We start from the raw sequence: 19,377 nt of genomic DNA on the forward strand, positions 1-19,377 counted from the left end.
GGAATTACGCAGATGAAAGTCGCATTCGCCACCCAGGATCTGAAGCGCGTCGATGCACATTTTGGCTGGGCAAAAAACATCGCCATCTATGACGTCAAGCCCGAAGGGCATTGCCTGATCGAAGCTATTCAGTTCGATGGCGACCTTAGCGAGGACGGTAATGAGGACAAGCTCGCGCCGAAGATCGAAGCCATCAAAGACTGCGCCATTCTCTACGTTGCTGCGATCGGCGGCTCCGGCGCTGCGCGCGTCGTCGCAAATAACATCCATCCGATGAAGGTAAGCGAGCCTGAAGCGATCGACGATCTCTGTATCAAGCTCGAAGGTGTTTTGAAAGGCTCGCCGCCACCCTGGTTACGCAAGGTGCTCGCCAAGGCCCACGAACGCTCGTTTGATTTCGAGGACTGAGGGAAACGACTGTGACAGAGGCGGCTGAATTGAGCGAGCCTGACCCCGCGGGGGAGGCGCCCTTTGTGAGAGAGCTCGTCAAGATCTGGCGCGCCGAGGACGGCCACGGCGCTTGGGAGGGTAAGAAAGATCTCGAGCTGCTCGAGCCTTATGTTCTCGATAGGGAAAAGCGCCGTGCCTTGCCGATCGTTGGCGATCCCGATCCGGACACGATCTGGCGGTTGGAGTTGTTCTTCAACGCCGTGGCGGTGTCCATCGAGAAGGCGACCGGCGTGATGATCTCGCCGATGCTGAAAATGCACCATGAAGGCTTTGGCCGCATCGTGCTGATCGGCGGCCGGCTCATTGTCGTAAATAAGCAACTGCGCGACGTGCATCGCTTCGGTTTTGAAAGTCTCTCGAAGCTCGTCGCGGAAGGTGACAGATATGTCGACAGCGGAATTGAGATGGTCCGCAGGTTCCCGGAAGTTGCGAATTACTGAGGTAACGAATGAACGAACTTGAAGAACTGAAGGCCGAGATCAAAAAGCTCTCGGCCAAGGCGACCCAGGCAAAGATGGATCTCCACGACCTGGCGGAGGAACTGCCGGTCAACTGGACCTCGATCCCGAGCGTTGCCCAAAAGGTTCACGATGCCTTCGACGAGCTCGAGCGCAAGCGCGAGGATCTCAAGGCGAAAGAAAAAGCATACGGATCCTGACCATGTCATTTGCAACACGAGATGGTCGCGACTGGAGGCCGGAGTATCTGGTTTGCATCGATCCCAAGAAGTGCATCGGCTGTGGCCGCTGCTACAAGGTGTGCGGCCGCCAAGTCATGATGCTGAAGGGCATCAACGAGGACGGCGAGATGATCGACCTCGAAGACGACGATGACGAGATCGAGAAAAAGGTCATGGTGCTAAGCGATGACGGCGCGTGCATCGGCTGCGGCGCCTGCGCCCGGGTGTGTCCAACCAACTGCCAGACCCACGCTCCGGCTGCTTGAGCGGAGCCATTGCGAGCAGCGAAGCGGCAAATGTCTGGGTTTTTCTGCAGCTGTTAGCGCCGGACCATGTAACAAGAGTGCGAGTACCATTGTTCCTCCTGGCGCGGACGTTAGGGTTACAACAAGTCGAGTTAGTCCTGTCATTTCTCCGAAGTCATCGCGGTTGTGCCCGAGCGATTTGGCATGCGACGGAGAGCTCGGCGCTTGGAATACTTGATGCCAGCCTCGGGGGCACGACAAGCAAGTTGTGGCCCCTCACCGCGGCTACTCGATCCCTTGTTCACATGCCTTCATCATCGCAGCAATCCGAAACCGCTCGTGGATGGCTGCCGGATTGGCGAGCATATCGGCCTCGGCCTTGTTGAAAGCTGCGAGAACGATCTCCGCTTCCTCGCGCGTCAGCGGGACGCGGCCGGCCATATGGGTGGCTTCGGGCACTACGGCCAGGACCGCTCGGCGGTAAGGATGGTTCGCGACCTGGATGAGTTCGTTAGCTTCGAGCTTGCCCCCAAGCATGATTGCGAGCCCCACTACTTCGAGCTTGCGGCCGTCATGGGTGTTCTTGACCAGCGTGGTCATCTCTATTCTCTCTCCTGTTCGGCAAGCCACATATGTCTCTGTAATCCCTGAGCTGCGCCAGACCGTGCGCCGACTCCCGCGCGGGGTGCTACAACCAGACCACGAGATAACTTCCTCGAAGCGAAACGCGTTCGCGCAGATCCGCCATGTGGGAATCTGCCTTGGATCGCAGCACAAAATCGGGCGGGTCTAGGCCACCAACTGGAATGTACTCCCTCCAACAGCAGGCGCGCTGGAGCTTCACTTATCTTCGCTCCTGCTTCTTCGCGGTAGGGCTTCATTGGCGCGGCAAAGCCTAGACGGTAATAGGCATCGTAGTAGTCAGGCCGCTCTCCAGCCAGCCGTTTCCACTGATGAACTGAATTACTCCATCTGCTACCCGGGCACCTTGCGCGCTCGTCACTCCAACGGCTTTGGCCGTGTAGGAGAAGAGATCTGGCGAAAACGTCAGACAGGGCGATTTTCGTTGCGGTTCTTCACTGGCTTCATCTTGGCGAGGCCTTCCTCGTAGGAGAGTTCGGCATAAGAGGCCTCGACGGTCTTGGCGGCATCGAGCAGATAGTCGAGCTTGCCGGCAGTATCGAGCTTCTTGATGTCGTTTTTATCGACGCCGGCGAGATCCATCATCTCCTTCCACACCGTCGACTCGTCACATGGCAGCACGCGGAATGTGATGTCGCCGATCTTGGTTCGGTATTTCGCCAATAGATCGATGTTGTTGCAGAACATGAAGTAGCTGCCCTTCGGGCTTAATGCGCCGTCCAGCACCGTTGCGACATCGGCAAGATAGGCAAGAGAATGCAGGTAGCCGGCCAGTACGGGGATCGTGGTCTCTCCTTCCTCTGCGACCGTTAATACCTGCTCGATCGAATAGTCGGGCGGACGCTTTTCGTCGGCGACCTGAGTCTGGAACCTTAGCGCGATGTCGCCGCGGAAGCCGAAGCGGCCGGGCTTCGTGGTGTCACCCTTCAGCACCGCATTAAGCAAACGGCCTTCCTTATCAAGCCGGCCAAGAACGGTGTTGTCGATCAACGTCATAAAGTCCTCCTCGTCTGATGTGCTGGCGCGGATGTCGCACCGCGTGAACTCAACTTTGCCCCTCTATGCAAATTGTTTGCCGTCTGCCCACGTATGCGGCGAAAGTCAAAGGCTCCGCTTCTGTCTCTTATACACATCGATGTGTATAAGAGACAGGAGTATGATCGCTGGCATGGGACTTGCCAAAAGTATCCCGAACCGGTGCTGATGGTGAGTGATAGCGATGATTAATCTGACGAAGAGCGCGGAGAATGCCATGAAGAGCGCGATCTCTGCGGGAACGCAGCGGATGAGGGGCGTGCGGATAATGGTCGAAGAGGGCGGCTGCTCCGGGTTCAAATACACGATGGGACTTGCCGATGAGCCGAAGCCCGATGAGATCGTGATCGAGCGAGGCGGCATCAAGGTGTTTGTCGACAACAATAGTCACGAGCATCTTGCCGGAACTACGATTGACTTTGTGGCGGCGCTGGAGAGGTCCGGTTTCACCTTTGACAATCCCAACGCAAATTCGAGCTGCTCATGTGGCAAGTCATTCCGCTAGGGCCGGTAAAGGAAGAAACGACAGAGATATCAGAAGATGCTGGTCGAGACCGAACGAACGAGACAATCGGCAGCCGATGAACCTTGGAAACGGGAACAAATCGTTCGCGTTGTGCTCGACGAAATCCGGCCGAATTTGAAGCGTGATGGCGGAGATTGCGAGCTTGTCGGGATCGATGGCAACAAAATCATGGTCCAGCTCACGGGCGCCTGCGTCTACTGCAAGCTCGCCAGTGCGACGCTAGAAGGCATCCAGACGCGCCTCATCGAACGGCTTGGCGAGTTCGTCCGCTTGATTCCGGTCGCAGGACCCACCAAAGCCCGACATTAAAGAAGGCGTACGGTGCAGCCGATCTACCTCGATAACAACGCGACGACTCGCACGGATCCGTCCGTCGTCGCGGCGATGCTGCCGTTTTTCTCCGAGCGATTCGGCAATGCCTCGTCCACGCATGCGGTAGGCAGGGAAGTCGCGGAAAGCATTAGAGAGGCGCGCAGGTGCGTGCAGGCACTGATCGGTGCTGCCCTTGATCATGAAGTCGTCTTCACCTCGGGCGGTACCGAATCGGATAATACAGCGATCCTCTCGGCGCTTGCCGTGCAGGAGCGACGCGACGAACTCGTCACGACGAGTGTGGAGCATCCGGCCGTGCTGTCCCTCGTAGACGAGCTCGGCCGTCGCGGCAACAAATGTCATGTAATTCCTGTCGACCGCTCCGGACGGCTCGACATTGATGCCTATCGCCGCGCGTTATCCGCACGTACCGCGATTGTCTCCGTCATGTGGGCCAATAATGAGACCGGAACGATCTTTCCGGTGGAGCTCCTCGCCAAAATGGCACGCTCGGTCGGCGCACTTTTCCACACTGATGCGGTACAGGCCGTGGGGCGAATTCCGATCGACGTGAAGACCACGGAGATCGACATGTTGTCGCTCTCCGGCCACAAGCTGCATGGTCCGAAGGGCGTTGGCGCGCTCTATGTGCGCAAGGACACCAAGTTCAGGCGCCTTATCTTCGGAGGGCCGCAAGAGCGCCGCCGACGTTCCGGCACCGAGAACGTGCCCGGGATCATTGGGCTGGGTAAGGCTGCGGAACTTGCTGCCTTGGAGCTCGAACGGGAGGGGGGCAAAATAGCCGCGCTGCGCGACCGGCTGGAGCATGGTGTCCTGAAGTTTGGCAATTGCGCTGTGCTCGGCGACAACGAGAGCCGCCTACCAAACACGTCGAATATCGCATTCGAGCATCTCGAAGGTGAAGCAATTATCCATCATCTGAATAGCGCAGGCGTTGCTGTATCCCTCGGATCGGCCTGTGCATCGGGCTCCATGGAGCCGTCGCATGTGCTTCGCGCGATGAATGTACCGTCGGCCTCGTTACGCGGCGCGATCCGCTTCTCGCTGTCCCGCGAGACCACCAGCGAGGAGATTGATCATGTCCTTTTTGTGCTGCGAAATATCGTCGCGAAACTGAGAGGGGCGTCATCTACGTGACTAGAGCGGGCAAAATCGACCTCTTGATGCAATGAGTCTATACCATGAAAGTTATCATTCGGCGTTCACCTGAAACCGGTCTGTCGATTTACGTGCCCAAGAAGGATCTTGAAGAACCGATCGTAGAATCCGAGCATGAGTCGCTGTGGGGCGGATGGATCAGAATAGCCAATGGCTGGGTGCTCGATCTGCCGCCGATGACGAACGACACAACGTTGCCGGTTACGATCAACGCTAAGAAGCGTGGCGGCGGCAGGGAAGAGACATGAACGCGCCGGCTTCGCGGATCGAGTTCGTTGTTCGGCCGGTTGCCGAAGCCATGCTCGGCAAGGTCGCTGAGGGGCTTCGCAACGGCAATATCGTTCCCTATCTCGGGCCCGGCTTAGCTGAGTTGCCGTACGCGAGTGCGCCGATGAATCTGGAGGAACTGGCGGCATTCTTCGGTACAAGGGTGGCCTTGCCAAAGCGCGCAAGAGGGAACGCCTCGGCCTCCGCACAGTACATCGAAACCACAAGGCACCGCACCACCGTGACAGCGATGATGGCGGACGCCTTTAGTGCGCCGATCGGGCCAACGCAGCTACAGCGGCATCTTGGAACGCTGCCGCTGCCGCTGATCGTTGACAGCTGGTACGATGGCGCGATGCGAAATGCGTTGGCCGGACGTAGCAATTGGGGCGAGATCCAGGGAATCACCCGCGCCGGCCTCAGTGAAGATCGCTGGTACCGCTTCTACGACGCCGCAGGCACGGAAGTCGATTGCTCTCTGGCAAAAAATTGGACGACGATCCTCTATAAGCCGCACGGCAGCGTCGCCCCGGCCAAGAATTTCCTGGTCTCCGACGCCGACTATGTTGAGGTGCTCACCGAAATCGACATACAGACGCCGATTCCCGACGAGGTGAAGGCTCGCCGCACTGGCCGCAGCTTCCTGTTTTTGGGCTGCCGCTTCAACGACCAGCTCCTGCGTACCTATGCGCGACAGGCGTTGAAACGCTCGTCCGAGGTCCACTATGCGGTTGTCGAACCCGACATGCTTTCCAAGAATGAGCTCCGCTTTCTGGTCGACCAGGGCCTGACGCCACTCGCAATTCCGCTTGCACGTGCCGTTCAGATCATTTTGGCGGATTAGCGGAAGCGTCTCGCATGGTCAGGTGACCAGCAAGTCGCGTAAGTGGCCATCTGACGAGCCATCCTTCCAGCAAAAGACAAGAAAAAGAGCGGCGATACTTCAATCAAGACTTCTTCGCGCACCGCTGCGTGCCGTTTCAATCACAACGTATGTCAGCTTTCCAACATAGGGCGGCGGCAATACGGCACTGGACGCGTTCGTTAACTCACTGAACGCAGACATGAAAGTCGCTTGCCGCTGCCGTGGCACGCCGGTTGCTGAGACCCGGACCTGGGAAGCTTTTCAGACCTTAATGGAGAATCTGACAGATGGATGCCCCATCGCAACAGGAAGCATCGAGCGGTGCCATCGAGATCGGCAAGATCACGCAGGCGTTTGCCGAACACAAGGGCTGCGGCGCGGGTAACCGCAGCGGCACAGCTAGATGCGGCTCGCCGAAAGGCCGCGGCGATTTGCCAGCCGAGACGTGGGAGAAGGTGAAAAAGCACCCCTGCTACAGCGAGGAGGCGCATCATCACTACGCGCGCATGCATGTCGCGGTCGCGCCAGCCTGCAACATCCAGTGCAACTACTGCAACCGCAAATATGATTGCGCCAATGAATCGCGTCCGGGTGTGGTCAGCGAGAGACTCACACCCGAGCAGGCCGCCAAGAAGGCAATGACTGTCGCCTCTACCATTCCACAGATGACCGTGCTTGGCATCGCCGGTCCTGGCGATCCGCTCGCTAACCCGGAAAAGACTTTCAAGACGTTCGAGCTCGTCCGCAAGGCCGCACCGGATCTCAAGCTGTGCCTGTCAACCAATGGTCTCGCGGTACCCGATCACATCGACACCATCGCCGGACTCAACGTCGACCACGTCACGATCACAATCAATATGATTACCCCCGAGATCGGTGCAAAGATCTATTCCTGGATCTTCTACAAGCACAAACGCTACACCGGCATCGAAGCTGCAAAGATCCTCACCGATCGCCAGCTCCAGGGCCTGGAGATGCTCACGGGGCGCGGCATCCTCTGCAAGATCAACTCGGTCATGATCCCCGGGATCAACGATCAGCACCTCGTCGAGGTCAATAAGGCCGTGAAGTCGCGCGGTGCCTTCCTGCACAACATTATGCCGTTGATCTCTTCTCCCAAGCACGGAACCGTGTTCGGTCTGAACGGCCAGCGCAGCCCGACGGCGCTCGAATTGAAGGCGCTGCAAGATAGTTGCGAGGATGAGATGCACATGATGCGCCACTGCCGACAGTGCCGTGCTGATGCGGTCGGGCTTCTCGGCGAAGACCGCAGTAGCGAGTTCACCACCGAAAAGATCATGGCTATGGATGTCAAATACGATGTCGAGAGCCGCAACGCTTATCAGGCCAAAGTTGAGGAAGACCGCGCAGCCAAGGCCGAAGCCATGCATGCGGGCGTTGCGGAAGTCCAAGATGGCTTCAGCGACATTAAGGTGTTGGTGGCGGTCGCGACCAAAGGCTCGGGCCTGATAAACGAGCACTTTGGTCACGCCAAGGAGTTTCAGATCTATGAGCTCTCTAGCGGCGGCATCAAATTCATAGGCCATCGTCGCGTTGATCTGTATTGCCAGGGCGGCTACGCCGAAGATGGAAAGCTCGAGACCATCATCCGAGCCATTAACGATTGCCACGCGGTGTTCATCGCCAAGATTGGCGGCTGTCCCAGAGCCGGCCTGATCAAGGCCGGCGTCGATCCAGTCGATCAATACGCGCACGAGCTTATCGATAGGTCGACGCTCGCATGGTTCGAGGCCTATCTCGGCAGGGTTAGCAGTGGTGCCATCAAACATGTGGAACGCGGCGATGCTGCGATCCGCCAGGGCGCGTTGATTTCCGCGGCATGAGAGAGGGGAGAAACAATGCCTTCAAGATCATCGCATCTCAGTGCACGAGCTGTTCGGCCTGCGAGCCGGAATGTCCGAACGTCGCGATCGCGGAGAAGAATGGAACGTTCATGATTGATGCCAAAAAATGTACCGAATGCATCGGCCATTTTGACGAACCGCAATGCGTGGCGGTCTGCCCAGTCGACAACACCTGTGTCGTCGACACCTCGCTTGCGCGCTACCAGGCGCGCGCTTGAGCGAAAGACAGGACATGAACTTTAGGAATATATGAGTGGTGCGACGAGCCATCCGCATGATGCTCCAAGCCGGCGGATCCGCCGGCTGCGACCTTTGCCTTGCGATTAGCCCAAGCGGATGTTCCGGGCTTGCCTGCTGTATCGGCCCGCCGGAACAGCCGCGGGTCCTTGATGCTCCGCTCGAGCGCGGTCACGTGGAGCCTGTCATTCGCCCGGAGGGCCCGCTGCCGGACGACGGTGTGACCATCGATTTCGTCGATATCCCGAAGCGTATCGGACTCGTATTGGAAGATCGTAAGCAAGTCTCCCGCCCGCACCATTGATTGCAATAGGCGACCCGCGATGCCAGACGCTCTGTTCAGCCCACAATCCGAGATCAACGAGGCGCTGCTCACCAGCACCTTGCTCGGACATGGGCTGCCCAGCGAGGCCGAGCATCACCTATGGCAAGCGAGCCTCTCCTATCACGTTGAAGAAGTCGCCGAAAGCCACCTGCGGGAGGCCGAGGCGCTCGCCCCGGACCACGCAGCAGTGCTGATCGGCCTCTTTCGCTTTTATTTCTACAAGGCGCGACTCGTCGAGGCGCTTCAGGTTGCCAAGCAGTGCATAAGCAAGGCGGCCGAGATGAACAATCTCCCGCCCGACTGGCGCCTTGTCCGCGCTCATGATGCGGAGTTCGGTCGATATGAAAGGATTCTGCTGCGTTTCTTTCTGTTCTCGCTGAAAGGATACGCTTATTTGCAGATGCGCCTCGGTCAAACCGAGGAAGGGCGAATAGCCGTTCAAAAGCTTCTGGAGCTCGATCCCACCGATAAGATCGGCGCCAAGGTTCTCCAGCGTGTGCTCGAACGCATGGGGCAGGAAGATGAGTGACGACATCAACGAGGCCAGAAATTGGCAGGGCAATCAAATCAATTGCGCCTGCTGCGCGCATATTGCTCTGAATCGCACTGGCTGCTGTCAACTCAAGCATGCTTGCGTCAACGACCGCTATGCCCGACGTATCGACCGTTTCTTCGACTGGAATCCGAGCCTCGCCGACGCCTACCTCGCTCACCCGCATTTTGAGGTGCGCGCGATCGCGGCGAGATTCGCCAGCGTCTTTCTGCTGCCGCCGTTACTCCACGATCACGACGAAACCGTGCGTTGGAGCGCCGTCCGTCGTCTGCCCAAGCGCTTCGCCCTGCAACTTCGCAACGACTCTCATCACGAAGTTAGGATGTGGGTCGCGACACTGCTTGAAGGTGACGAACTGCTGCCGATGGCCTCGGATGAATATTACTACGTGCGCCTTGTAGTTGCTCGGCGGATCACGCCCTTGCTACTCCGCGGAATGACCCACGACGAGGAAGCAGAGGTCCGTCGCGCCGTGGCGCGACGCCTCCCAGAGGAATGGTTGCTCAGCATGGTCGATGACCGTGACGCATTGGTGCGGTTGGAGGTCGCTCGACGCCTGTCGGCGCAGTTATTGTCGCTTCTGCGCCACGACCCGGATTGGCGTATCCGGCATGAGGTAGCAAGCCGGATTGTGCCCTCCGAACTCATAGGCCTTGTCGATGACCCATATAGCCTGGTGCGCGAGGTCGCGCGCTCGCGACTTGCCCTGTAGCCGGGACAAGAACAAGGGGACTCCGGCATGAACAATATTGTTGCTGACAGTGACATCGTCGAGCTGACGGCACCACCTTTCTTCGATTTTGGCGAGAAGGTGCGGGCCAACCGCACCATCCGCAATGACGGCACCTATGCCGGCAAAGAGATCGGCGACATCCTGGCCAAGAAGGACGAGGTCGGCTACGTCGTGTCGATCGGCACTTTCCTGCAGCGGTTTTACATTTACGGCGTCGAATTCATCGAAAGCGGAAACCGGGTCGGCATGAAGCGTAAGGAACTCGATCCTGTCATCCCACGCGACGACGTCGAGGACCTGCCGTTGGGGGCCAAATCACGATGATTGAAGCCAGCCCGCCAAAATATCAGCGCGGCCAACGCGTCAAGGCGATGTTCGACCTGATCAATGATGGGTCCTTCCCCGATGCTCCAGCGCAAGGAGTCCTGGTCAGCCTCGGTGATATCGGCGAGATCGTCCAAGTCGGGCGGCACACGGAAGCAAACCTGCCGATCTATCTCGTTGAGTTCGGTGAGCGGTTGGTGGTCGGCTGCCTCGAAAGAGAAATCGGGCTGATCTAGGAAATAGACGCGATGAACGCCGTCTTCGACATAAATTCAGGGCTACCTGCGCACCCTAACGACATCGATCGCAGGCGAATCGAGCGCGCGTTGAAGTCGAGAGAACGCTACCGTTATGTCTCGGCGAACATCACCGGAGTTGCCGGCGGCTATTTGATCGAAAGTCCATGCTGCTCACGCAACATCGACGTTCGGGGCGGCATCATTGACGTGGCCATGCTGCACCACGACCGGGCAAGCGCCAGCTGGCAGCTGTTCCGAAAGGATCACAAGCAGGGCGTCTGGAAACTGCACTCGACGCACCAGCGCCTGGCATCGGTTACTGATCTCTTGAACGCCGATCCGGAACGCGCGTTTTGGCAATAAGGACCCGCTCGATGGCTCTGGGAGCAGACGAAATTGCGGACATCGAGCAGACGCTCGCGTCATTCGATGATGCTGCTCGAGCCTCTGCGGCGTTGCGAAAGAGGTACCCGCATCTCGACTGGGTCCGCTGCGACTCCTCCGACTTCACCGAAACACCTTTTCGCAGTGCCGGGCAATTCGACCTGCATTTGCTCGATAGTGCTGATCGTTGTGCGCGGATCACGGACGATCCGACACGGGCGACCGGCATTGTGCTCGCCAAGCGGGCGGTCGAGCCGTGACCCGACCAATCCTAGCCTACGGCTGCGTTGCAAAGGGCGACGAAGAGCCAGGTCCAACAAGACAGGAATCCTTGATTCCCTTGTCGGACCCCGATATTACCCTGGCCGAAATCGCGGCAGTAGATCGCGTGTTGCGCTCGTCGCGGCTCTCTCACGGCCCGCTCACCGAACAATTTGAGGCGGCATTTGCCACCTATCTCGGGCGGAACTATGCCGTTGCGGTACCAAGCGGCACCATCGGCCTTCTACTTTCTCTAAAGGCCTGCGGCATTGCAACTGGCGACGAAGTGATCGCCTCGTCCTATTCATATCGTGACGCTGCGCACGCCATCAGCCTGGCGGGTGCGCGGCCGGTATTTGCCGACATCGACTATTGGTCCGGGACACTCGCGCCGAAGAAAGTCGAGGAGCGCATCACGCCAAAGACCCGCGCCATCCTCGCCGGCAACATTAATGGCCATCCTGCCGCCTGGTCGGAGCTGCGCGATATAGCGAGAAGGCACAATCTGCTGCTGCTGGAAGATTCCACTGAGGCCATCGCCGCTCGTTATAAGGGCCAACTGGTCGGCACCTTTGGCGATGTCGCCGTGTTTGACTTCGCCCAGCCCTCGCTTCTGACCTGCGGCGAGGGCGGCATAGTCGTGACCAATGATATCGACCTCGCAGTGGCGCTACGTCGTCACCGCTCGCATCGGATGGATGAGCGTGCTTCCGTTACCGTCGGTTCGGCTGCGCCATATCAGGCCGGGATGAGCGATCTCTCTGCTGCGCTGGGGCTTACGCAGCTCAGTCGTATCGACGAGATTCTGGAGCGGCGCCGCTTGACCGAACAGCTTTACACGACACACATGCAGTCGTTTGAGGGCATCAAGCCGCCCTATGTCGAGCCCGATGTGACCGAAGTGAAATGGTTTCTCTATGTTGTCCATCTCGGGACGCGTTTCACACGCTCCAGCCGCGATGCAATCGTCGAGGATCTATGCGTGGAGCAGGTCGAAGCTGCGGCCTACAGCCGCCCCTTGCACCTGCAGCGGCACTATTTCGATCTCGGCTATCGCCGCGGCGATCTGCCGGTGACGGAAAAGATTGCCGACCGCGCTGTGGCCCTGCCATTTCATACGCATCTCACTGACAGCCAGATCGAATTCATTGTCGAGACGATGAAAGATGCCTCAATCAATGTAGGCGCGGGCGCGGCGATCTACTGAACAGCGGAGAAATGCAGCAGAGAAGACGTGCAAATGACGATGCGACCGGTGAAAGTCCGCCATTTACGATCGTCGTGACCGTGGTACTCGAGGACGCTAGATCGAGTAATCAACGCTTGTCCCGCGTGCCGGGGCTGGACTCAATATCGGCAGGAGCTACTCAAGTGTGGCCGCTATAACGTGATCTTCGAGATCCATACTGGATCATCGATCGCCTTCGTGGCCTCGATGGCTGCGGCCAGGGATTGGTCGACGCCGCAACGGGAGATGATGTCGGCAATCGACATGTTCTTGTTGTCTCCGCGACAGTACCTTCGCAGCATTGTCCTAGAGCTGACATTAGATTGGCATCGCGCGTCGGGGAACCCCTCCAATTGCCCTCTCCACAGTTGGTTTAGTGCTTGCATGAATGTGTTCGTGAACAGAGGAGTGAGCGATATGGTGATGGCCGGACCGGCAATTGAGGCCCTGATCTGCGAAGTTATTCCGAGGGTCGGATGTGAACTTGACCAATCTGGCGGGCACCGCACACGACTGTGGGCACAAATCGTCTAAAGCTTGTGCCGGCAAGTGCCGCATCCAACAGCATCGGATGATCCATGCCGCGCCAGCCAGAACAGTGATCGACACGGTCGACACACTCGTGCTCCAAACCGCCGCGCCGAAATGAGCCAATTACAAGAAGGACACAATGAGCGACCTATCCGAACAATGCATTAAGCACTTCAGCTCTGGAGCTGGCATCAAGCCATTTTGTGAACTGGCAATTCATCCGGCCGCTTTGTGTCCAAGCACGATCTCTCGCGATTACGACATCGCCCCCGAGAGTTCCTCGCGGGTGAGCTCACCATTCTTGACGATCGACGCATTGCGGTAACAGAAGTATGAGCGACAGCATGAACGAGTTCGAAGTCCCACAGCTCTACCGGCATCACGTCTTTGCCTGCCACACTCAGCGCCCACCTGACCATCCGCACGGCAGCTGCGGGGCGGCGGGCGCTCGACCGTTGTGGGAACGGCTCGGCAAAGCGATCGAGGCGAGAGGGCTGACCGATATCGGCTTCACCGCGGCTGACTGTCTCGGCTTCTGCAGCTCCGGTCCTCTGATGGTCGTCTATCCTGACGGCATCTGGTATCGTCCGAAGACTCCTGAAGATATTGACGAGATCGTCGAGTCCCATCTCAAGAACGGCCGCCGCGTCGACCGGCTCATCATCGTGCTCACGCGGAGTTAGCGGCTCCTTGCGTTCCCCTTGCGGGAGAAGGTGCCACAGGCCGCTTCCGGCCACCGTAAGAAGGGCGCCGATGCACAGCATCGGCGATGGTGCGGATACCCGCCGCCGGTCGACTGCCTTGGTTGTCTCGATGCCGATCTGCATGTCGCCTTCCCCTCAAATCGGGTCACGACCAAGAGTTAGCGATTCTTGGTTCGGGCCTGCGCGGTCGCAGTTGCAGCAATCGCACTTTCAGAGCCACAATCCTTGTCCCGTTTCTGACAGAACAACAAAAGGTTCGGCAAAGCCCGTCGGTCGCGTCTGTCGATCATTTCCGCGCATTGCCAGGCGCTTAACGCACACGCGATGAATGGCACGCCAGTTGCTACTTGAATGCAGCAACTGCGAGTGAGGGCTGAGGCCACGCCGGCGCTTATGGCGAGCGATGTTCTCCTTCCCGACGCCCGTGTGCCCACGTTTCTGAGAACGAAACAAACTCGCGCAAGTTCCGCGCGACAAAATTGGCAATCGGTTGATGGAGAGCAACATGTCTTCCCTGAGACAAATCGCGTTTTACGGCAAGGGTGGTATCGGCAAGTCGACGACGTCGCAAAATACGCTCGCAGCACTGGCCGAGCTGGGTCACAAGATCCTGATCGTCGGCTGCGACCCGAAGGCGGACTCGACCCGTCTGATCCTGCACGCCAAGGCACAGGACACGATCTTGAGTCTGGCGGCGAGCGCTGGCAGCGTCGAGGACCTCGAGCTCGAGGATGTCTTGAAGGTCGGCTACAAGGATATTCGCTGCGTCGAATCCGGTGGTCCGGAGCCAGGTGTCGGGTGCGCCGGCCGTGGCGTCATCACCTCGATCAACTTCCTCGAAGAGAACGGCGCCTACGAAGACATCGATTACGTGTCATACGACGTGCTCGGCGACGTCGTCTGCGGCGGCTTTGCGATGCCGATACGCGAGAACAAAGCGCAGGAGATCTACATCGTCATGTCCGGCGAGATGATGGCGATGTACGCCGCCAACAACATCTCCAAGGGCATTCTGAAGTATGCCAATTCAGGTGGCGTGCGGCTCGGTGGCCTGATCTGCAACGAGCGGCAGACCGACAAGGAGCTGGAGCTGGCGGAAGCACTCGCCAAGAAGCTCGGCACCCAGCTGATCCACTTTGTGCCTCGTGACAACGTCGTCCAGCACGCCGAGCTACGCCGCATGACGGTGCTGGAATATGCGCCGGACTCCAAGCAGGCGGACCACTATCGCAATCTCGCGACCAAGATCCACAACAATGGCGGCAAGGGCATCATCCCGACCCCGATCAGCATGGACGAGCTTGAGGACATGCTGATGGAGCACGGCATCATGAAGCCGATCGACGAAAGTCAGGTCGGCAAGACTGCTTCCGAGCTTGCCGCGCTGTCGGCGTAACTCGTCATGCCGGCCTTCAAAGGGCCGGCATCAGAATTGATAAGATCCAACCGATGGAGTTGTCCGTGATTGCAGCGCGAGCAGATCCAGTTGATGCGATGTCAACTCTGTCGGGTGGGCCCCCTGCTGGCAGACGGCATGCGGGAATTGAACTCTACCGCCTTCTAACTGGCTGCGCTCCAGCAGATGCCGACATAAAGGATAACGACAATTTTGACCGGCATGTGCTCGCCTCAATTCTTTGTGCCGCCGTGATGGATGGCGGCCCGCTTTCCGAGCGTGCGGGCCTGACCGCGGAGGAGCTCAAAGAAGTCCTGACGCAATGCTTCCCATCCGCGCCCGCGCGGGCCATCATCTCGACGCAAAAGCCCGGTTCGACCTGTGACGAGGAGATCATGGTGCGCGATCTCCTGCTCGGACAGCGATCGACCGAGGGCAAGATCAGTCGCTGGTTGGCAGCCATGATCGCGCGGCGTGTGATGGAGCCGAACCATTTATGGGAGGATCTCGGATTACGTGAGCGGGCTGAGTTGACGCGCTTGTTGACGCGCCATTTCGCGCCGCTGGCGATTCGGAACACCAAGAATATGCGCTGGAAGCGCTTCTTCTATCGCACGTTGTGCGAAAACGAAGGACTCTTGATGTGCACGACGCCTGTGTGTACGCAATGCAACGACTTCTACCTCTGTTTCGGTGAGGAGAGCGGCGAGAGCCCAATGGCGGGCCGCCGTCGCGACCAGTTGCGCGGGGGCGGCGGTCATGTCGGAGCCGTTGACAATCCGCAGGCGTGAGTAATCGACTATGGACGCGCGCTCCACCAACGGTCTCGCAGATGCCCCGGAAGCAGCGCTTTCCGAACTCTCGTGCGACGACGGCTTTGCCGAAAATTCCGCTAAAGTGTGCATGCGACGGTTGCGTGACGCGGGCCTGCGCGCGACGCGCCGGCGCGTACTGTTGGCTCAGTTACTCTTCGCAAGGAGCGACCGGCACGTCACCGCCGAGATACTCTTCAACGAGGCGATCGCAGCCAATATTAAACTCTCGATCGCGACCGTATACAACACGCTCAACCAGTTCACGCAAGCTGGCTTGTTGCGCCGGATCAGGCCCAACAGCTCAAGGACGTTCTTTGACACCGATACCAGGACACATCCGCATTTCTATCTCGTCGGCGAAGAAATTTTGATTGATGTCCCCGAAAAGCTCCTGCTCGGGCAGATGCCAGAGACCGTACTGGACCATGAGATTTCCCGGATCGACATCATCGTCCACATCCGCCGTAGGTTAGCCGACATCTGACACGTCGGATCTGCGACGTCGTCGTATTTGCGACAATTTCAGTCGCGGCGCAGAGGCGCCCTTAATCTAAGCAGTCTGCGTCATTTATCCCGCTGGCACAGCTGTTGCTCAGATTTAGCGGGAAAGGCGGAACGCGCGCATGACCTTCGGTGGAACGGATCTGTCTGGCAAGTCGCATATGAGGCAGATAGTCCTGAACGACACCACGTTACGCGACGGCGAGCAAGCTCCCGGCGTGGCCTTTACAACAGCGGAAAAGGTATCAATTGCGTCCGCGCTCTCAAAGGCCGGGATCACGGAGATCGAAGCTGGTACGCCGGCGATGGGCCATGAAGAAGTCAGCGCGATCCGCGCTATTGTCGAAGCCGGCCTGGCGGCGACGATCATTGGCTGGTGCCGGATGAAATCTTCCGATGTCGATGCGGCAATCGAATCCGGCGTCTCAATGGTTAACGTTTCGATCCCATGCTCCGACGTGCAGATTGCTGCCAAGCTCGGTAGCGGCCGGGCCGCCGCGCTCGAGCAGGTGAGGCGGGTCGTCGGCTATGCTCGAGATAGGGGGCTCGATGCCACGGTCGGAGGGGAAGACTCCTCGCGCGCCGATGTCAACTTCCTGGTTGAGCTGATCACCACCGCAAAAGGCGCCGGCGCCCGGCGCTTTCGCGTCGCCGATACGCTCAGCGTGCTGGATCCCGATGCAGCCTTTGCGTTGGTGGCGGCGCTGCGTGCTACCACCGACCTCGAGATCGAATTCCACGGTCACGACGATCTGGGCCTCGCGACCGCTAACACGCTCGCTGCAATCAAGGCCGGCGCAACGCACGCCTCTGTCACCGTGATTGGCCTCGGCGAGCGCGCAGGCAATGCGCCGCTGGAACAGATCGCTGTCGCGCTCAAGCAGCTCTATGGGTGCGACACGGGCGTCGTGTTACCAGAACTCAAAAATGTCGCGGCTGTTGTCGCGGCCGCCGCCGTCCGCATCGTTCCGCTCGACAAGGCGATCGTCGGCGAGCATGTCTTTACCCACGAATCCGGCATCCATGTCGATGGCCTCTTGAAGGACCAGCGCAGCTATCAGGCGCTCGATCCACGGCTGCTTGGTCGCTCTAATCGCTTTGTGATTGGCAAGCATTCAGGGCTCGCAGCTATCACCGCGCTGCTGTCTGAATTGCAGCTTTCGGTCAGCGCCGAGGAGAGCCGGGCGATCCTTGCCCGCGTTCGCAAGCATGCCGTCGACCACAAGGGCGGGGTCCCGCGCGAGACTGTGATGGCGATCTGGCGCGAGGTCCGTGAGCACTCCCGGCTTGACGGAATGTAAGGCCAGCATGTCCCGAATAGCCGCCATCTCTGCATCGAACAGGTCGTTAAGGCGGCATGCCAACCTCACCCGGACGACAAGCAGGCCGGCCGTGCCCAACATTGCGCCATGGCAGATGGAGACAACGAATGACTGACGGAATCCTTTCGCAATTAAAGAAGGCGGCCGCGGCCGAGGAGTTCTTCGACCTGCTCGGCGTCAAGTACGATTCCAAAATCCTCAACGTGGCCAGGCTTCACATCCTGCGGCGCATGGGACAGTATCTCGCAGGCGAAGACTTGAGCGCTGCAACCGATGTAGCGGTCGCGGAACGGTGTAAGGCGGTGCTGGAACGGGCATATGCGGACTTCGTTGCCTCCTCTCCTATCGATCAACGCGTATTCAAGGTCCTGAAGGACGCCGTCGCACCACAGCCGAAGAAGGCGCCAACGTTCGTGCAACTTGACTTGAAGTGACAGCATTTCACTTTACCCGGCTTTCAAGGTTCGGCCCTGTTCGTCGTCGTCCCGCTACGAAGCGTAGATTCGGGATTTACTCGGAGAGCTTTGTGGTCACGAAGGTGCGATGTACGACGTCGGGCTAACATTCCTTCCCGTGACAGATCTCGGCCTGTGGGACGACCAAAAGGGTGGGCCTAGCGCCTCTGTTCGAATTCCGACGCGCGTCACGGCAGCCATGTCGGCTGCGCTGTCGCAGTCAGACGAAGGTCATGCCGCTGTTGTCGTAAGCCTCTGCGCTGACGCTAAAATTCGATCGTGCGCACAGTTGGTACGACACTTGCTGTCTCCATTCGCAGCCAAGCCTTGGAGAAGCGCATGCACATCGTCGACTGCATCGAGCAAGTTCCCGTTTCCGCGCAGATTCCAGTGCACCCTGTGAGCAAGGCCATAATCCCTCGAAGGAAAACGACCAACCGCCTAGACCTATTTGTGCCTCTGAAATGCGGTCTCCGCGGCTCGCAGCCTGCGCCAAACCCCTCGTTGGGCCGGCCCCGCGCAACAAGGTAGGGCTAATCGAAGTTCGGCGAGCACCGGCCGAGGCGATTAGAGCGGCGACCCTCGAGCGTGAGCAGAACCTGGAAGCCGATCTCGCGACGCTGGCGCACGGCTAGCAAATCAAGGAAACCAATACCATGAGTACTACGCCAAAAACTCGCGCTCCGGCCGCCGCCTCTGGCCGCGCCGCGACCAAGAAGGAGTTGCCTGAGCGCTTTAAGGCCTACAAGCACGTCTGGGTTTTCGTCGAGCAGGAACGCGGAGTTGTGCACCCCGTATCCTGGGAGCTCATGGGGGCCGGCCGCAAGCTCGCCGACAAGCTCAAGGTCGATCTCGCGGCAGTCATCATCGGTCCGGAAGGCGAGGCGACGCAGCAGGCGGCTGCTCAGTCCTTCTGCTATGGCGCCAACCTCGTGTACATGGTTGCACACAATCTTTTGGCCGACTACCGCAACGAATCTTACACCAAGGCGCTGACCGATGTCGTTAACACCTACAAGCCGGAGATACTGCTGTTGGGGGCCACCACGCTCGGCCGCGATCTCGCGGGCTCGGTTGCTACTACGCTGCTTACGGGACTTACCGCCGATTGCACAGAGCTCGATGTCGATGCCGACGGATCGCTCGCTGCGACGCGCCCGACCTTCGGTGGCTCTTTGCTCTGCACAATCTATACGCTGAACTACCGCCCGCAGATGGCAACGGTCCGCCCCCGTGTAATGCCGATGCCAAAGCGCGTCGCGCGCCCTGTCGGCCGGATCATCACCCATCCACTCGGTCTCGTC

The 19,377-nt window shown here is 58.9% G+C and carries 29 protein-coding genes; 27 read left to right on the plus strand and 2 right to left on the minus strand.

Annotated features, from left to right (window positions below; translation table 11 throughout):
• The first annotated feature begins 12 nt into the window (after nt 1–12).
• The 4 genes from nifX to fdxB are packed head-to-tail and all read left to right on the plus strand — an operon-like array spanning nt 13 to nt 1,395.
• A complete protein-coding gene (gene nifX, locus Q2941_RS38690; protein WP_458195771.1) occupies nt 13–408 on the plus strand; it encodes a nitrogen fixation protein NifX in 396 nt (131 codons plus the stop codon).
• 11 nt (nt 409–419) lie between these two features.
• Nucleotides 420–890, plus strand: a complete 471-nt coding sequence (locus Q2941_RS38695) for a NifX-associated nitrogen fixation protein (protein WP_458195772.1) — start codon at nt 420–422, stop codon at nt 888–890.
• An 8-nt stretch (nt 891–898) separates the two neighbouring features.
• Nucleotides 899–1,108 (plus strand): CCE_0567 family metalloprotein, encoded by a 210-nt coding sequence (locus Q2941_RS38700; protein WP_458195773.1) that lies wholly within the window; start codon nt 899–901, stop codon nt 1,106–1,108.
• Between the two features lie 2 nt (nt 1,109–1,110).
• Entirely contained in the window at nt 1,111–1,395 is a 285-nt protein-coding gene (gene fdxB / locus Q2941_RS38705; RefSeq protein WP_458195774.1) for a ferredoxin III, nif-specific, read from the plus strand.
• Nucleotides 1,396–1,659: 264 nt separating this feature from the next.
• Here fdxB and Q2941_RS38710 read toward each other — a convergent pair whose 3' ends face one another.
• Both Q2941_RS38710 and Q2941_RS38715 read right to left on the minus strand, forming a co-directional pair.
• Complete coding sequence (locus tag Q2941_RS38710; RefSeq protein WP_458195775.1) at nt 1,660–1,974, minus strand: hypothetical protein; 315 nt, start codon at nt 1,972–1,974, stop codon at nt 1,660–1,662.
• Nucleotides 1,975–2,421: 447 nt separating this feature from the next.
• Nucleotides 2,422–3,012, minus strand: a complete 591-nt coding sequence (locus Q2941_RS38715) for a hypothetical protein (protein WP_458195776.1) — start codon at nt 3,010–3,012, stop codon at nt 2,422–2,424.
• A 223-nt stretch (nt 3,013–3,235) separates the two neighbouring features.
• Between Q2941_RS38715 and Q2941_RS38720 the strand changes: the two genes are divergently transcribed.
• The 23 genes from Q2941_RS38720 to Q2941_RS38830 all read left to right on the plus strand — a co-directional run.
• Nucleotides 3,236–3,556, plus strand: coding sequence for a HesB/IscA family protein (locus Q2941_RS38720; RefSeq protein WP_458195777.1), 321 nt, complete (start codon nt 3,236–3,238; stop codon nt 3,554–3,556).
• A gap of 36 nt (nt 3,557–3,592) precedes the next feature.
• Nucleotides 3,593–3,886: a NifU family protein gene (locus tag Q2941_RS38725; RefSeq protein WP_458195778.1), complete on the plus strand. Its 294-nt coding sequence runs from the start codon at nt 3,593–3,595 to the stop codon at nt 3,884–3,886.
• Between the two features lie 12 nt (nt 3,887–3,898).
• On the plus strand, nt 3,899–5,047 hold the full coding sequence (gene nifS / locus Q2941_RS38730; protein WP_458195779.1) for a cysteine desulfurase NifS: 1,149 nt from the start codon (nt 3,899–3,901) through the stop codon (nt 5,045–5,047).
• Between the two features lie 44 nt (nt 5,048–5,091).
• Nucleotides 5,092–5,316 carry a putative nitrogen fixation protein NifT gene (gene nifT / locus Q2941_RS38735; RefSeq protein ID WP_458195780.1) on the plus strand — a complete coding sequence of 75 codons (225 nt, stop codon included), beginning with the start codon at nt 5,092–5,094 and terminating at the stop codon, nt 5,314–5,316.
• Nucleotides 5,313–6,179, plus strand: a complete 867-nt coding sequence (locus tag Q2941_RS38740; protein WP_458195781.1) for an SIR2 family NAD-dependent protein deacylase — start codon at nt 5,313–5,315, stop codon at nt 6,177–6,179. The genes nifT and Q2941_RS38740 overlap by 4 nt, the downstream gene beginning before the upstream one ends.
• Nucleotides 6,180–6,487: 308 nt before the next feature.
• Complete coding sequence (gene nifB, locus Q2941_RS38745) at nt 6,488–8,044, plus strand: nitrogenase cofactor biosynthesis protein NifB (protein ID WP_458195782.1); 1,557 nt, start codon at nt 6,488–6,490, stop codon at nt 8,042–8,044.
• Complete coding sequence (locus Q2941_RS38750) at nt 8,041–8,283, plus strand: 4Fe-4S binding protein (RefSeq protein WP_458195783.1); 243 nt, start codon at nt 8,041–8,043, stop codon at nt 8,281–8,283. The genes nifB and Q2941_RS38750 overlap by 4 nt, the downstream gene beginning before the upstream one ends.
• A gap of 56 nt (nt 8,284–8,339) precedes the next feature.
• Nucleotides 8,340–8,606: an iron-sulfur cluster assembly accessory protein gene (locus tag Q2941_RS38755; protein WP_458195784.1), complete on the plus strand. Its 267-nt coding sequence runs from the start codon at nt 8,340–8,342 to the stop codon at nt 8,604–8,606.
• A gap of 19 nt (nt 8,607–8,625) precedes the next feature.
• Nucleotides 8,626–9,156 carry a tetratricopeptide repeat protein gene (locus Q2941_RS38760; RefSeq protein WP_458195785.1) on the plus strand — a complete coding sequence of 177 codons (531 nt, stop codon included), beginning with the start codon at nt 8,626–8,628 and terminating at the stop codon, nt 9,154–9,156.
• Entirely contained in the window at nt 9,149–9,892 is a 744-nt protein-coding gene (locus Q2941_RS38765; RefSeq protein ID WP_458195786.1) for a 4Fe4S-binding leucine-rich repeat protein, read from the plus strand. Before Q2941_RS38760 ends, Q2941_RS38765 begins: the two co-directional genes overlap by 8 nt.
• 27 nt (nt 9,893–9,919) lie before the next feature.
• Nucleotides 9,920–10,237 carry a nitrogen fixation protein NifZ gene (locus Q2941_RS38770; protein WP_458195787.1) on the plus strand — a complete coding sequence of 106 codons (318 nt, stop codon included), beginning with the start codon at nt 9,920–9,922 and terminating at the stop codon, nt 10,235–10,237.
• Nucleotides 10,234–10,473 carry a nitrogen fixation protein NifZ gene (locus Q2941_RS38775; protein ID WP_458195788.1) on the plus strand — a complete coding sequence of 80 codons (240 nt, stop codon included), beginning with the start codon at nt 10,234–10,236 and terminating at the stop codon, nt 10,471–10,473. Before Q2941_RS38770 ends, Q2941_RS38775 begins: the two co-directional genes overlap by 4 nt.
• A gap of 12 nt (nt 10,474–10,485) precedes the next feature.
• On the plus strand, nt 10,486–10,839 hold the full coding sequence (locus Q2941_RS38780; RefSeq protein ID WP_458195789.1) for a DUF3024 domain-containing protein: 354 nt from the start codon (nt 10,486–10,488) through the stop codon (nt 10,837–10,839).
• Between the two features lie 11 nt (nt 10,840–10,850).
• Entirely contained in the window at nt 10,851–11,120 is a 270-nt protein-coding gene (locus Q2941_RS38785; RefSeq protein WP_458195790.1) for a hypothetical protein, read from the plus strand.
• A gap of 8 nt (nt 11,121–11,128) precedes the next feature.
• Nucleotides 11,129–12,328 (plus strand): DegT/DnrJ/EryC1/StrS family aminotransferase, encoded by a 1,200-nt coding sequence (locus Q2941_RS38790; protein WP_458195798.1) that lies wholly within the window; start codon nt 11,129–11,131, stop codon nt 12,326–12,328.
• 505 nt (nt 12,329–12,833) lie between these two features.
• A complete protein-coding gene (locus tag Q2941_RS38795) occupies nt 12,834–12,998 on the plus strand; it encodes a hypothetical protein (RefSeq protein WP_458195791.1) in 165 nt (54 codons plus the stop codon).
• 214 nt (nt 12,999–13,212) lie between these two features.
• Complete coding sequence (locus tag Q2941_RS38800) at nt 13,213–13,563, plus strand: (2Fe-2S) ferredoxin domain-containing protein (RefSeq protein ID WP_458195792.1); 351 nt, start codon at nt 13,213–13,215, stop codon at nt 13,561–13,563.
• A 526-nt stretch (nt 13,564–14,089) separates the two neighbouring features.
• Nucleotides 14,090–14,980, plus strand: coding sequence for a nitrogenase iron protein (gene nifH / locus Q2941_RS38805; RefSeq protein ID WP_458195793.1), 891 nt, complete (start codon nt 14,090–14,092; stop codon nt 14,978–14,980).
• A gap of 98 nt (nt 14,981–15,078) precedes the next feature.
• Complete coding sequence (locus tag Q2941_RS38810; RefSeq protein ID WP_458195799.1) at nt 15,079–15,771, plus strand: nitrogen fixation protein NifQ; 693 nt, start codon at nt 15,079–15,081, stop codon at nt 15,769–15,771.
• A gap of 10 nt (nt 15,772–15,781) precedes the next feature.
• Nucleotides 15,782–16,279, plus strand: coding sequence for an iron response transcriptional regulator IrrA (gene irrA / locus Q2941_RS38815; RefSeq protein WP_458195794.1), 498 nt, complete (start codon nt 15,782–15,784; stop codon nt 16,277–16,279).
• 178 nt (nt 16,280–16,457) lie between these two features.
• Nucleotides 16,458–17,597: a homocitrate synthase gene (nifV, locus tag Q2941_RS38820; RefSeq protein WP_458195795.1), complete on the plus strand. Its 1,140-nt coding sequence runs from the start codon at nt 16,458–16,460 to the stop codon at nt 17,595–17,597.
• A 128-nt stretch (nt 17,598–17,725) separates the two neighbouring features.
• Nucleotides 17,726–18,052 carry a nitrogenase stabilizing/protective protein NifW gene (nifW, locus tag Q2941_RS38825; RefSeq protein ID WP_458195796.1) on the plus strand — a complete coding sequence of 109 codons (327 nt, stop codon included), beginning with the start codon at nt 17,726–17,728 and terminating at the stop codon, nt 18,050–18,052.
• 677 nt (nt 18,053–18,729) lie between these two features.
• Nucleotides 18,730–19,377: electron transfer flavoprotein subunit alpha/FixB family protein (locus tag Q2941_RS38830; RefSeq protein WP_458195797.1), on the plus strand; the 648-nt coding region annotated here is incomplete at its 3' end.

This window comes from Bradyrhizobium sp. UFLA05-153 (genome assembly GCF_054185185.1).

Coding starts and splice junctions, on each gene's coding strand:
- nifT (WP_458195780.1), top strand. CDS start 5,092: ATGAAAGTTATCATTCGGCGTTCACCTGAAACCGGTCTGTCGATTTAC.
- Q2941_RS38775 (WP_458195788.1), top strand. CDS start 10,234: ATGATTGAAGCCAGCCCGCCAAAATATCAGCGCGGCCAACGCGTCAAG.
- Q2941_RS38810 (WP_458195799.1), top strand. CDS start 15,079: ATGTCAACTCTGTCGGGTGGGCCCCCTGCTGGCAGACGGCATGCGGGA.
- nifH (WP_458195793.1), top strand. CDS start 14,090: ATGTCTTCCCTGAGACAAATCGCGTTTTACGGCAAGGGTGGTATCGGC.
- nifX (WP_458195771.1), top strand. CDS start 13: ATGAAAGTCGCATTCGCCACCCAGGATCTGAAGCGCGTCGATGCACAT.
- Q2941_RS38715 (WP_458195776.1), bottom strand. CDS start 3,012: ATGACGTTGATCGACAACACCGTTCTTGGCCGGCTTGATAAGGAAGGC.
- Q2941_RS38700 (WP_458195773.1), top strand. CDS start 899: ATGAACGAACTTGAAGAACTGAAGGCCGAGATCAAAAAGCTCTCGGCC.
- Q2941_RS38800 (WP_458195792.1), top strand. CDS start 13,213: ATGAGCGACAGCATGAACGAGTTCGAAGTCCCACAGCTCTACCGGCAT.
- fdxB (WP_458195774.1), top strand. CDS start 1,111: ATGTCATTTGCAACACGAGATGGTCGCGACTGGAGGCCGGAGTATCTG.
- irrA (WP_458195794.1), top strand. CDS start 15,782: ATGGACGCGCGCTCCACCAACGGTCTCGCAGATGCCCCGGAAGCAGCG.
- Q2941_RS38710 (WP_458195775.1), bottom strand. CDS start 1,974: ATGACCACGCTGGTCAAGAACACCCATGACGGCCGCAAGCTCGAAGTA.
- nifV (WP_458195795.1), top strand. CDS start 16,458: ATGAGGCAGATAGTCCTGAACGACACCACGTTACGCGACGGCGAGCAA.
- Q2941_RS38770 (WP_458195787.1), top strand. CDS start 9,920: ATGAACAATATTGTTGCTGACAGTGACATCGTCGAGCTGACGGCACCA.
- Q2941_RS38765 (WP_458195786.1), top strand. CDS start 9,149: ATGAGTGACGACATCAACGAGGCCAGAAATTGGCAGGGCAATCAAATC.
- Q2941_RS38760 (WP_458195785.1), top strand. CDS start 8,626: ATGCCAGACGCTCTGTTCAGCCCACAATCCGAGATCAACGAGGCGCTG.
- Q2941_RS38725 (WP_458195778.1), top strand. CDS start 3,593: ATGCTGGTCGAGACCGAACGAACGAGACAATCGGCAGCCGATGAACCT.
- Q2941_RS38750 (WP_458195783.1), top strand. CDS start 8,041: ATGAGAGAGGGGAGAAACAATGCCTTCAAGATCATCGCATCTCAGTGC.
- nifB (WP_458195782.1), top strand. CDS start 6,488: ATGGATGCCCCATCGCAACAGGAAGCATCGAGCGGTGCCATCGAGATC.
- nifW (WP_458195796.1), top strand. CDS start 17,726: ATGACTGACGGAATCCTTTCGCAATTAAAGAAGGCGGCCGCGGCCGAG.
- Q2941_RS38755 (WP_458195784.1), top strand. CDS start 8,340: ATGATGCTCCAAGCCGGCGGATCCGCCGGCTGCGACCTTTGCCTTGCG.
- Q2941_RS38780 (WP_458195789.1), top strand. CDS start 10,486: ATGAACGCCGTCTTCGACATAAATTCAGGGCTACCTGCGCACCCTAAC.
- Q2941_RS38740 (WP_458195781.1), top strand. CDS start 5,313: ATGAACGCGCCGGCTTCGCGGATCGAGTTCGTTGTTCGGCCGGTTGCC.
- Q2941_RS38720 (WP_458195777.1), top strand. CDS start 3,236: ATGATTAATCTGACGAAGAGCGCGGAGAATGCCATGAAGAGCGCGATC.
- Q2941_RS38785 (WP_458195790.1), top strand. CDS start 10,851: ATGGCTCTGGGAGCAGACGAAATTGCGGACATCGAGCAGACGCTCGCG.